Genomic DNA, 12,303 nt, shown 5'->3' with positions numbered 1-12,303 from the left:
GCATGGAGAGCACAATCGCCCTGATCGGCTTTGGTGAGGCCGGATCGACCTTTGCCGAGGCAGCGGGCTGGGAAGCCGGGGCTGCCGCCTACGACGTGCTGCCTGCGCGCCGTGCCGCGATGGAAGCGGCGGGCGTGCTGGTCTGCGCCACTGCGGAATGCGCGCTGGGCGATGCCGATATGGTGCTGTCGCTGGTGACTGCTGATGCGGCCCTTTCTGCTGCCAAGGACTATGCCGCGCTGCTGAAGCCGGGCGCCTTGTGGTGCGACATGAACTCTGTGGCGCCTGATACCAAGCGCGCGGCGGCGCGGGCGGTGGAAGCGGCGGGCGGGCGCTATCTTGATGTTGCGGTGCTGGCGCCGGTGAACCCCGCGCGGATGAACGTGCCTTTGCTGTTGGCGGGCGCGGCGGCGGACGAGGCTGCCGAAGCTCTGCGCGCGGTGGGTTTTGCCCATGTGCGCGTGGTGGGCAGCGAAGTGGGCCGGGCCAGCGCGATCAAGATGATCCGTTCGGTGATGGTCAAGGGGATCGAGGCGCTGACGGCGGAGATGATGCTGGCGGCGGACGCGGCGGGTGTGACCGACGAAGTGCTTGCTTCGCTTGATGCGAGCGAAAAGGCGCAGGGCTGGGCTACGCGCGCGGCCTATAATCTGGAGCGCATGACGACGCACGGGGCGCGGCGCGCGGCCGAGATGGAAGAGAGCGCCAAGACGCTGATCGGGCTCGGCGTGGAGCCGGTGATGACCAGCGGCACGGTGCGCCGCCAGCGCGAGATGGCGGCATCCCATTCCCATTCATATCCCCTCCCGTTCGTGTCGAGCGAAGTCGAGACATCAGACGCCGCGTCTGGTGTCTCGACTTCGCTCGACACGAACGGAGGTGGGAGCGGAGTACTGATATCATGATCATCGACTGCCATGGCCATTACACCGTGCTGCCCAAGGCGCACGACGAATGGCGCGAGGCGCAGAAGGCGGCGTTCAAGGCGGGCGAAGCCGCGCCGCCATACCCCGACATTTCCGACGCCGAGATCCGTGAGACGATCGAGGCGAACCAGCTGCGCCTGATCAAGGAGCGCGGGGCGGACATGACGATCTTTTCGCCGCGTGCCAGTGCGATGGCCCCGCACGTGGGGGACCAGTCGGTCGCGGTGCCTTGGGCGCAGGCGTGCAATAACCTGATTGCGCGGGTGGTAGGGCTCTATCCGGAGACCTTCGCGGGCGTGTGCATGCTGCCGCAATCGCCCGAGGCGGACCTGACCAGCTCGATCGCCGAGCTGGAGCGCTGCGTGACGCAGCTGGGCTTCATCGGTTGTAATCTCAATCCTGATCCGGGCGGCGGGCACTTCAAGCATCCGCCGCTGACCGATCCCTACTGGTTCCCGCTCTACGAGAAGATGGTCGAGCTGGATGTGCCGGCGATGATCCACGTTTCGGGATCGTGCAATCCGGCGATGCACGCGACGGGGGCCTATTACATTGCGGCCGATACCATCGCGTTCATGCAGCTGCTGGAAGGCGATCTGTTTGCCAAGTTCCCGACGCTGCGCTTCATCATCCCGCATGGCGGCGGCGCGGTGCCTTATCACTGGGGGCGGTATCGGGGCCTCGCGGACATGCTCAAGAAGCCCGATCTTTCGGGGCACCTAATGAACAACGTGTTCTTCGATACCTGCGTCTATCACCAGCCGGGGGTGAACCTGCTGGCCGAAGTGATCGAGACCAAGAATATCCTGTTCGGCAGCGAGATGGTGGGCGCGGTGCGCGGGATCGATCCGACGACGGGGCACTATTTCGATGACACCAAGCGCTATGTCGATGCGCTGCCGATCACGGACGAGGCGCGCCACGCGATTTTCGAGGGCAATGCCCGGCGCGTCTATCCGCGCCTCGATGCCAAGCTCAAGGAGATGGGCAAGTGACTGAAGCTGCCAAGCCCGCTGCGGACATTCATGCCTATCTGGCGGAGCTGGAGGATATCCCCGGCACCCGCGTTTATACCGCCGCGCGGGCACGCAAGGGGTATCACATCAACCAGTTCGCGATGAGTCTGATGAAGGGTGATAACCGCGAGCGCTTCAAGGCGGACGAGCGGGCCTATCTCGATGAGTGGCCGATCTCCGAAGAGGCCAAAGAGGCGCTCCTGAAGCGGGACTACAACACGCTGCTGGACCTTGGGGGGAACGTCTATTTCCTCTCGAAGCTGTTCTCGACCGATGGCCTCAGCTTTGCCGAGGCGGTGAGCACGATGACCGACATGACGTTCCCGGAGTATCGGGACATGATGCTGAAGGGCGGCCGTTCGCCTATCGGCAATCGCTCCATTAAGGGAGGCTACTGAAATGGCGCGTTTGACTGCTGGCGTGGGTTCGAGCCACGTGCCGCTGCTGGGCGTGGCCGTGGATCAGGGCAAGACGCGGGACGATTATTTCGGCCCGATCTTCGCCGGGTACGACTGGACCCGCGAGTGGGAGAAGGCCGAGAAGCCCGATGTGGTAATCCTGGTCTATAACGACCACGCGAGCGCGTTCGACATGAAGATCGTGCCGACTTTCGCGATCGGTTGCGGTGAGCATTACAAATCGGCAGACGAGGGCTGGGGCCCGCGCAAGGTGCCCGATGTGGAAGGCCATGCTGATCTGGCCTGGCATATCGCGCAGAGCCTGATCCTCGATGATTTCGACATGACGATCATCAACGAGATGGACGTGGACCACGGGCTGACCGTGCCGCTTTCGATGATGTTCGGAACGCCGGAGAAGTGGCCGTGCAAGGTTGTGCCGGTGGCGGTCAATGTCGTGACCTATCCGGTGCCTTCGGGCAATCGCTGCTGGGCGCTGGGCGAAGCAATTGCCCGCGCCGTGGCGAGCTTTCCCGAGGATCTCAACGTGCAGATTTGGGGCACGGGCGGGATGAGCCACCAGCTGCAGGGGCCGCGCGCAGGCCTGCTCAACCGCGAGTGGGACAACAAGTTCCTCGACATGCTGGAGAGCGACAGCGATGCGGCGCGGTGGATCCCGCATATCGAATACCTGCGCGAGACGGGCAGCGAAGGCATCGAAATGGTGATGTGGCTGATCATGCGCGGGGCGTTGGGGAAGAAGGTGAAGACCTTGCACCGCCACTACCACATTCCGTGCAGCAACACGGCCATTGGGCATATCGTGCTGGAGCCGGCTCCCGCATAAATGGGGACTGTCCCCTTTTTTGTATGTTAAAACAGAAGTTTGATTGCCGTTTGGGCCTTTCCGAAAAATAGGGACTGTCCCCATTTTGTGAGGGTATGATGAGAATAGCACTCGCTGGTGCCGGCGCTTTTGGTGAGAAGCACCTTGAAGGCCTGAAGAAGATCGAGGGCGTGGAAATCGTCTCGATCATCAGCCGCACCGCCGAACAGGCGGCGGCGGTGGCGGCCAAGTATGGCGCCAAGCATTCCTCTACCGAGCTGGACGATGCGCTGGCCCGTGATGATGTCGATGCGGTGATCCTGTGCACGCCGACGCAGATGCATGCCTCTCAGGCGATTGCCTGCATGAATGCGGGCAAGCACGTGCAGGTCGAAATCCCGCTGGCAGACAGCTGGGCGGACAGCGAGGCGGTGCTGGCCAAGGCGCAGGAAACCGGCCTGACCTGCATGGTCGGCCACACCCGGCGCTTCAATCCTTCGCACCAGTACGTGCATAACAAGATCACGGCGGGTGAGTTCAACGTCCAGCAGATGGATGTGCAGACCTACTTCTTCCGCCGCCGCAACATCAACGCCAAGGGCGAAGCGCGTTCCTGGACCGACCACCTGCTGTGGCACCATGCGGCGCATACGGTGGACCTGTTTGCCTATCAGGCGGGGAAAATCGTGAAGGCCAATGCGCTCCAGGGGCCGCTGCATCCCGAACTTGGCATTGCCATGGACATGTCGATCCAGCTGCTGAGCGAGACAGGCGCGATCTGCACATTGTCGCTCTCGTTCAACAACGACGGGCCGCTGGGCACGTTCTTCCGCTATATCGGCGATACCGGCACCTACATTGCGCGGTACGACGATCTGGTGAACGGCAAGGAAGAGCCGATCGACGTGAGCAAGGTCGACGTTTCGATGAACGGGATCGAGCTGCAGGACCGCGAGTTCATTGCCGCGATCCGCGATGGGCGCGAGCCCAATTCGTCGGTGGGCAAGGTGCTCGATTGCTACCGGGTGCTGGGCGAGCTGGAGACGCAGCTGGCAGGCTGAGGCTTTCTCTGGTGAGGTTTGTTCTACCCACGCCTTCGTCATTGCGAGGAGCGTAGCGACGAAGCAATCCAGAGCGGCCCAGCATTGACGCTCTGGATTGCTTCGCTGCGCTCGCAATGACGAAGTGAGTGGGGGTTTTGGCAGCTCGCTGCTCCCGCATGTGTGAGGGCGCGCTAGAGGAGGCTGAGCGATGGAAGCCATGATCGCCTATTCGGGGCGCACGTTTGCCCGCCCGCGCTATTATGCCAATGCGCATGAGCGCGATGAGGTGGAGATCGCGCCGGTCCTGATGCCGGTGCTGGATGGGCGCGCCGCCGGGACGGGGATCGACCGCGAGGGCTTCCAGCTCGTTTCGCACCGGAGCGCGGTGCGCGATTTCCGGGACCGCGAGGAAGTGGCGCGGGTCCATATGCGTGAGATCGAGGAACTGGTGCAGGCCGAGACCGGCGCGGACCATGTCCATGTCGGCGCGCCGGGGCTGCTGCGGTTCTCGGAGCGGTCTGGCCTCGCTGGCAGTCTCAACAATTCGATGCCGGCGCGCTTTGCGCATATCGACATTTCCGCTGTGACGGCGGCGCGGTTTGCACAAGCGGGTGCGGGCGGGCGGCCCTTTGCCCGCTGCGCGCACTACAACGTATGGCGCGCGCTTTCGCCCGCGCCGCAGGATGTGCCGCTGGCGCTGTGCGATGCGCGCTCGCTGACAGCGGATGATCTGATCGCGGCGGATGCGGTGTTTGACGAGCCGGGCAAGCCGGAATGGTCGTTCGAGGGGCTGGTGGTGGCGCACAATGCCGCGCACCGCTGGCATGCCTTCCTCGATCTGAACGCGGACGAGGCGATCCTGTTCAAGACCCACGACAGCGATCCGGCGCGGGCCATCCATGTGCCGCACGTGGCCTTCGATCTGCCCGGCTGCCCCGCCGACGCGCCGCCGCGAGTGAGCATCGAGATGCGTGCAACGGCGTGGTGGTGGCGCTGAGGCAACAGTTTGTGCGTGAAACATACATTTTAGACAGGCCGGAGATTGCTTCCGCCGTCAGAATTGTTATGACTCATACCTGATTGAACGAGTAGATCGTCAACAAAGGGAGGGTGACCATGGCCAGATTGTCGGCCGCGAGGCGCGTTGCGCGTCTTCTCGGCATTACCGCTGCAGTAGTCTCCGTGCCGGCCTTCGCGCAGCAGACCGCTGCACCGCAGGCGGCAGAAGAGTCCGCTGCCAACAACGCTGCTTCGCAGGAAATCGTCGTTACCGCGCAGTTCCGCGCGCAGAAGCTGCAGGATACGCCGCTGGCGATCACTGCGGTGAACTCGGCGGTGCTGGAAGCCCGCGGGCAGACCGACATTTCGCAGATCACGAACCAGGCACCGAACGTGGTGCTGCGCAACCAGCCGCAGAGCGGCGGTATCGGCCTCATTGCGTTCATCCGTGGCATCGGCCAGACCGACTTCAACTACGCGCTTGAGCCGGGCGTCGGCATCTATGTCGACGACGTCTACATCCCGACGCTGTCGAGCTCGCTGCTCGACCTGATGGACCTCGAGCGCGTCGAAGTGCTGCGCGGCCCCCAGGGCACACTGGCAGGCCGCAACTCGATCGGCGGCGCCATCAAGCTGTTCTCCAAGAAGCCCACCGGCGAAGGCGGCGGCTACCTGCAGGCAACCTATGGTGCCTACAACCGCATCGACGTGCGCGGCATGGCCGATTTCAAGATCACCGATACGCTGTCCGCGCGTATTTCGGGCGCGACCAAGAACACCGACGGCTATGTGAAGCTGCTCGACTATGGTCTGGCGCACCCCACATCCAACGTGCGCGCCAACAACGCCAAGGGTGATGGCATCGAGCGCGGCACGCTGGGTGGCCGTTCGTTCTCCGCCGCACGCATCGCGCTGCGCTGGGAAGCGACGCCCGATATCGAAGTGAACCTTGCCGGTGACTACACCCGCGAGCGCAACGATTCGGGTGCGCAAGTGCTTTTGTTTGCAGGTGCACGTGACGCCAACGGGAAGGAAATCCCAAGGGCTGCCACCACGCCGGAAGGCATTCCGTGGCTGGTCGGCAAGGATGGCACTTCGGTGCCGCTGAGCAACGCCTTCGTCCCCTACACCACGCGTTTCGGCACTCAAGGCAGCACCACGCCCACCGGTTATGACGCGCGCTTCATCAACTATGCCAACTTCGTCGATGCGCGCACGCCGACCAGCCAGGCACCGTTCAAGCCCTATACGGCGACCAATGGCCAGAACTTCGATGGCTGGGGCGTGACGGGCAACGTGACGGCGAAGCTGGCTGACAACCTGACCGCGGTCTGGATCTCCTCGTTCCGCCGCTACAAGATGAGCTTCGGCTTCGATCAGGACGGCTCGCCGATTCCGGTCGCGCAGCTCGACAACAAGCTGCGCCACCGCGCGTGGAGCCAGGAACTGCGCCTTAACGGCAGCTTCATGGACAAGCGCATCGAGTATACGCTGGGCGGGTTCTACTTCGACCAGAACGGCACTTACAATGCGCGCGTCGACCTGAACTACGCGGGCATCGACTTCATCCACGGGCCGGACAGCACGCCGTCCACCTCTAAGGCGCTGTTCTTCAACGGCACGTTCCACATCACCGACGCGTGGGGCGTGACCGGCGGCATCCGCCATACCTGGGACAAGAAGGACTATACCTACTTCCGGTCCAACCCGGATGGCACCGTGCCTGGACCACTGCCATGCGAGTTCTTCCTTGGTGCACCGACGGCTGGCCCGACCGGCATCGGCAACTCGCCGAACTGCCTGCTGATCGGCCTCTACAATGTGACCGGCCAGTTCAAGGGCCAGCGCACCGACTGGCGCGTGGAAACCGATTACCGGTTCAGCCCGGAAGTCTTCGCATATGCCTCGGTCTCGACCGGCTACAAGGGCGGCGGCGTGAACCCGCGTCCGTTCTTCGGTCCTTCGGCGGGCGAATGCTCGGCACTGCCGGCTGGCGTGCTGGCACCGTGCAACCAGATCAAGTCGTTCCAGCCTGAAACGATCACGACCTATGAAGCGGGCATCAAGACCGACCTTTTCGATCGCAAGCTACGCTTCAACATGTCGGGCTTCTACAACAAGTACGACAACATTATCCTGACGCTGACGCGCTGCCCGGCGGCCCCGTGCCTCCTTCCGGCCAACGTCGGCAAGGCGAATGTCTGGGGTCTGGAAGCCGAAACGACGATCCGCCCCGTGGAAGGCTTCACGCTGGACGGTTCGCTCAGCTACCTGCACTTCAAGTACACGAACACCGGCACCACCGGCGTTCCACTGAACGACGTGACGCCGTTCACGCCGAAGTGGAACTGGAGCTTCGGCGCGCAGTATGACTACACGATGGGCAGCGGCGGCGTGGTAAGCGCCCGTTTCGATGGTTCGTACCAGTCGTCGATGTTCACCGAAGCGTTCAATGCCGTCGAAAATCAGGTCGATGGCCGCTTCCTCGGCAATGCGCGGCTGAGCTATACCACTTCCGACAAGAACTGGATGGTGGCAGCCGAAGTGCAGAACGTGTTCAACAAGTACTATTACAACACGGTCGAGAACGTGGAGGGCCCGCTGGGCGTGATCACGGCCAACCCCGGCCTGCCGCGCACCTGGGCGCTGACGGTCAAGCGCACGTTCTGATCCGCGCGCTTTCCTGAACAAGGCAAGGGGCCGCTCCGCTTCGGTGGGGCGGCCCTTTCCTTTTGCGGAATCGGTTGAAATCCTCTGCCTGTGCGCTACACCTATCGTAACAAATGATAGGATGGGATGGGGCTTATGGGCGCGTTTCCGCAGACAATGTACTTCGCCGGGCTCAATGAACCCGTAGGGCAGGAAGCCAGCCTGACCGGGCTGACGGTGGAAGGCACGCTGCCGCCCGAAGTGCGCGGCAGCTTTTACCGTGCGGTGCCGGATCCTGCGTTCCCGCCCAAGTTCGAAAATGACCACACGCTTTCGGGCGACGGCATGGTGAGCCGGCTTTCGTTCAATGCCGATGGCACGGCTGACTTCGCGATCCGCTTTGTCGAGACCGCGCGCTATCTGGCGGAGAAGGCAGCGGGGCATGCGCGCTTCGGCAAGTATCGCAACCCGTTTACCGATGATGTCGATGTTGCGGGCGTGGACCGCACGGTGGCGAACACCACGCCGGTCTGGCACGCGGGCCGCATGCTGATGGCGAAGGAGGATGGGCGGCCCTACCGCGTCGATCCCGTGACGCTCGAAACGCTGGGCTCGTATGACTTCGGCGGGGCGCTGAAATCGGAGACGATGACCGCGCATGTGCGGATTGATCCCGCGACGAAGGAACTGTTCTGCTATGGCTATGAGGCCGATGGGCTGGCCTCGACGAAGGTTTCCTATTGCGTGGTGGGGCCGGACGGCACGCTGAAGAGCGAGCAGTGGTTCGATGCGCCCTACTGCGCGATGATGCATGATTTCACGATCAGCGAGAACTATGCGCTGTTTCCGATCTATCCGACGACAGCGGACCTCGAACGGCTGAAGGCCGGCGGCGAGCACTGGCACCATGAGCCGGAGCTGGATTCGTGGCTGGGCGTGATGCCGCGCTATGGCGACGTTTCCGAGATCCGCTGGTTCAAAGGGCCGAAGGGCGTCCATTCCTACCACATGATGAACGCGTGGGAAGATGAAGGTGGCCTGCTCCACTTCGACGCCTGCCTCAATTCGACCAATGCCTTTGCCTTCATCCGCGAGCCTTCGGGCATCCACTTGCAGCCGTGGGAGGTGCAGGGCGCGCTGACGCGGTGGACAGTCGATCCCAAGGCGGATGGCGGTGATGTGACGGCGACCATCATCGGACCTCCGGGCGATTTCCCGGTGATCCCCGCGGCGAAGCAGGGGCGGCCCTATACGCATGGCTGGATGCTGACGATGAACCCCGAGCTTCAGGGGCCACCGCTGCTGGGTGGGCCGGTGGGCGCGATGTTCAACCTGCTGTTGCGGCTGGATATGCGGGCCAGCTCGCCGCAGGCGCAAAAGCGCCCACCGCAGGCTCTGGCCTTGCCCCCGATGGCCGGGTTCAACGAGCCGGTGCATGTGCCCGCCGCCGATCCAGCGCATGAAGGCTGGCTGGTGACGATCGTGGACCAGCAGATCGGCGACAATGCATTCGCGCATGAGGCGTGGGTGCTCGACGCTGGCAACATCGCGGCAGGGCCGGTGGCCAAGGTGACCATCCCGCTGCGCCTGCGCCCGCAAGTGCACGGCTGGTGGGTGCCGCAGGCCGAACTGGATACTGCTGCATGAGCCGCATCGTCCTCACCGGCGCTTCGGGCAATTATGGCCGGGGGCTGACCGACCGGCTGATCGCGGCGGGGCGCGCGGCAGACCTGATCCTGATCACGCGCTCGCCCGCCAAGCTGGCGGACCGCGTGAGCCAGGGCTGCACCGTGCGCTATGGCGATTTCGACAAGCCCGAAACGCTGGCCGAGGCGGTGCAGGGGGCGGAGAAGATGCTGCTCATTTCCGGCACCCGGGTCGGCGCGCGGGTGGTGCAGCACAAGGCGGCGATCGATGCAGCGGCGGCGGCGGGCGTGAAGCACATTGCCTATACCAGCTTCATCGGCATCGATGATCCGGCAAACCCGGCCGAAGTGCGCCACGATCATATCGAGACCGAGCGGCTGATCCGCGCCTCTGGCATGGCGTGGACCATGCTGCGTGATGCGCACTATGCCGATGCGATGATCCTGATGGCCGGCCCGCAAGTGATGCAGAGCGGCCAATGGGTGAGCAATGCGGGCGAGGGGCTGGAGGCGATGGTCTGGCGCGACGACTGCATCGCCGCTGCTGCAGCGGTGCTGCTGGGCGAGGGACATGAGGGCCAAGTCTACAACATCACCGGACCGGAATTGCAGACCTTCCGCGAAGTGGCGGCGATCATGGCGGAGGTGACGGGGCGCCCCGTGGCCTATGTTGCGACCACCGACGACGAACAATATGCCATGTTCGATGCCATGGGCATTCCGCGCCGCCCGGTCGATGACCAGAGCGTGGCAGGCATCCCGTGGAACAGCGACGATATGGTGACCTTCGGTCAGGCCATCCGCGAGGGGTTCCTCGAAGTCTGCACCGATGATGTCGAGCGACTGACCGGGCGCGAGGCGCGTTCGGTGCGGCAGATGATCGAGGACAACGCGGAGATGCTGCGCAGCGTGTGAGCATCTGCTAATCTGCGGTTCCGAAAGGACGGGGCCGATGAAGCAGTCGACACGGTATGGGCTGGCGGGGCTGGGCGGTCTCGGGTTGCTGACGCTGGTGCAGTGGGCGCGGCAGGAGCATCTGCAGCACGGCGCGGTGCTGACCTACCTGATCGGCGTCGGCCCCAATTTCGCGGCGGCGATTGCGATCACTTTCGTGCTGCTGGGGGCGTGGGCAGAGCAGCGACCCGGCGCGGATGGCCAAGGGGAGCGCCAGCGCTTCCGGGTGAGCGCGGCGATCAGCGGCGGGGGGCTGCTGGGCTGGGAAGGCGTGCAGATGCTCAGCCGCAATCTCGTGTTCGATTGGCAGGATGTGCTGGCCACTTTGGCTGGGATTGCGGTGTGTTTCGCGGTGTTCGCGGTGCTTGCGCCGCGCAGCAGAGCCTAGTGCCAGGTTGCCTTCATGGCGCGCACGACGTCGGCGGTCTGCTGGAGGATGTCGTCGATCTGTTCGGCGAGGAACGTTTTTGGATCGCGGTAGGCCATCGCGAGGCCGTTGTAGCGGCGTGCGACGAGCGGGGCATCGGCGACGAGGGTGAGGCTGTGATGGCGCGGATCGCCCTTGATCCGGCGCAGCACCGCGCGCACCGCGTCCTCTGGGCCTTCGAGCACCTGGGCGAACTTCCCCTTGTGAAGCGTGAGCACGCTGGACACGCCGATCCGCGCATTGCGATCGCCGGAGAAGGCGCAGATTTCCCGGACTTGCCGCATCGCCGCCTCATGCGTGGCCACGGCGATGCTGGTGTAGGACAACTTCCACAGGCGCATGGGCGGACGGGTCCTGTCCTATCCACTCCGCACCCGTTGTGCGGCCATGGAATACTAATTGAGCTTATGCATCCTCACCGAAATTGGAAGAGGCATGGACCCGACAAGACCCAAAAGTACCACAGAGTGTGGCTTGGATGCCGCTATCCGCTGGTCTGGAGATTGGCCGCATAGAGCGCGAGCATGCGGCTCCACGCCTTTTCGGCCTGCGGCTTGTCGTAGATCGGCGCATCGATGGTGCACCAGCCGTGCTGGGCGGGGTAGACCTCGACCTCGGCGGGGCGGCCGGCAGCCTTGGCAGCGGCGGCAAGCGCGGTCTTGTCACCGGGTGCGCTGGCGTCATCGTTCTGGGCGATGGCGAAGAGGAAGCCGGCCTTGGTCTTGGCCAGCAAGTTGACCGGGCTGTCCGGGCTTTCGCCGACAAGGCCTGCGCCGTGGAACGAGGCAGCGGCGCCGATGCGGTCCGGCACGGCGGCGGCGGTGCGCACGGTGTAGGGACCGCCCATGCAATAGCCGCAGGTGCCGATGCGCTTGGCGGTATCGACTTCGGCTTGGCCGTCGAGCCACGCTGCGAAGGCCTTGGCATCGCTCATCGTGCCGGCGGGGGTGATCCCGGCGATGAGCGGCTTGAGCTTGGCCTGCCCTTCCGGCGTGCGCCACGCGACGAGCGAATCGAGCACCGGGGCGACGGCGCCGCGGTAGTAGTGGTTGACCACGAGGACGGCGTAACCGGCGGAGGCGAGGCGGGCGGCCATGGTCTTGTAGGCCTCGCGCAGGCCGGCGATATCGGGCCACATGATCACGGCGGGGTGTTTGCCGGTCTCGGGCGCATAGAACCAGGCATCGACCTTGCCATCGGGCGTGGTGACGGTGACGGCGCGGCCTTTCACGCCTGCGGCCTCCTGCGCCATGCCGCAGCCCGGCAGGCTGGCGAGCACGGCAGCGCTGGCACCGGCGGCACTGAACTGGCGGCGGCTGAGCCAGAGGGCGTTTTCGGCTTCGGTCAGTTCGTCACACATGGGATGGGCCTTTCGCTGGGGTGGCGCGCGTGGGGCAGACTATCGCGGCGGGCGGGCCA

Annotated in this window: 12 protein-coding genes; 10 read left to right on the top strand and 2 right to left on the bottom strand. The window is 64.3% G+C overall.

Annotated features, from left to right (window positions below; genetic code table 11):
* Positions 1-2 precede the first annotated feature (2 nt).
* The 10 genes from Q0071_RS02110 (at position 3) to Q0071_RS02065 (ending at position 10,845) form a co-directional block, all read left to right on the top strand.
* A complete protein-coding gene (locus Q0071_RS02110; protein ID WP_298164792.1) occupies positions 3-905 on the top strand; it encodes an NAD(P)-dependent oxidoreductase in 903 nt (300 codons plus the stop codon).
* On the top strand, positions 902-1,921 hold the full coding sequence (locus Q0071_RS02105) for an amidohydrolase family protein (protein WP_298164790.1): 1,020 nt from the start codon (positions 902-904) through the stop codon (positions 1,919-1,921). Before Q0071_RS02110 ends, Q0071_RS02105 begins: the two co-directional genes overlap by 4 nt.
* On the top strand, positions 1,918-2,340 hold the full coding sequence (gene ligA, locus Q0071_RS02100) for a protocatechuate 4,5-dioxygenase subunit alpha (protein ID WP_298164788.1): 423 nt from the start codon (positions 1,918-1,920) through the stop codon (positions 2,338-2,340). The genes Q0071_RS02105 and ligA overlap by 4 nt, the downstream gene beginning before the upstream one ends.
* A gap of 1 nt (position 2,341) precedes the next feature.
* Entirely contained in the window at positions 2,342-3,187 is an 846-nt protein-coding gene (locus Q0071_RS02095; protein ID WP_298164786.1) for a class III extradiol dioxygenase subunit beta, read from the top strand.
* A gap of 98 nt (positions 3,188-3,285) precedes the next feature.
* Entirely contained in the window at positions 3,286-4,227 is a 942-nt protein-coding gene (locus tag Q0071_RS02090) for a Gfo/Idh/MocA family oxidoreductase (protein WP_298164968.1), read from the top strand.
* Between the two features lie 190 nt (positions 4,228-4,417).
* Complete coding sequence (locus Q0071_RS02085) at positions 4,418-5,206, top strand: CmcJ/NvfI family oxidoreductase (RefSeq protein WP_298164784.1); 789 nt, start codon at positions 4,418-4,420, stop codon at positions 5,204-5,206.
* 119 nt (positions 5,207-5,325) lie between these two features.
* The gene (locus Q0071_RS02080; RefSeq protein WP_298164782.1) at positions 5,326-7,878 is read left to right on the top strand and encodes a TonB-dependent receptor; all 2,553 of its coding nucleotides are present in this window, start codon (positions 5,326-5,328) and stop codon (positions 7,876-7,878) included.
* A gap of 135 nt (positions 7,879-8,013) precedes the next feature.
* Positions 8,014-9,504 (top strand): carotenoid oxygenase family protein, encoded by a 1,491-nt coding sequence (locus tag Q0071_RS02075; protein WP_298164779.1) that lies wholly within the window; start codon positions 8,014-8,016, stop codon positions 9,502-9,504.
* The gene (locus Q0071_RS02070) at positions 9,501-10,418 is read left to right on the top strand and encodes an SDR family oxidoreductase (protein WP_298164777.1); all 918 of its coding nucleotides are present in this window, start codon (positions 9,501-9,503) and stop codon (positions 10,416-10,418) included. The genes Q0071_RS02075 and Q0071_RS02070 overlap by 4 nt, the downstream gene beginning before the upstream one ends.
* 37 nt (positions 10,419-10,455) lie before the next feature.
* Entirely contained in the window at positions 10,456-10,845 is a 390-nt protein-coding gene (locus Q0071_RS02065) for a hypothetical protein (RefSeq protein ID WP_298164775.1), read from the top strand.
* Here Q0071_RS02065 and Q0071_RS02060 read toward each other — a convergent pair.
* Positions 10,842-11,225: a BLUF domain-containing protein gene (locus Q0071_RS02060; protein WP_298164773.1), complete on the bottom strand. Its 384-nt coding sequence runs from the start codon at positions 11,223-11,225 to the stop codon at positions 10,842-10,844. The genes Q0071_RS02065 and Q0071_RS02060 overlap by 4 nt on opposite strands.
* 143 nt (positions 11,226-11,368) lie before the next feature.
* Complete coding sequence (locus tag Q0071_RS02055; RefSeq protein ID WP_298164772.1) at positions 11,369-12,244, bottom strand: dienelactone hydrolase family protein; 876 nt, start codon at positions 12,242-12,244, stop codon at positions 11,369-11,371.
* Between the last annotated feature and the right edge of the window lie 59 nt (positions 12,245-12,303).

The sequence above is a fragment of the Novosphingobium sp. genome, assembly GCF_027486195.1.
Lineage (GTDB): Bacteria > Pseudomonadota > Alphaproteobacteria > Sphingomonadales > Sphingomonadaceae > Novosphingobium.
This window is presented reverse-complemented; position numbering and strand designations above follow the sequence as displayed.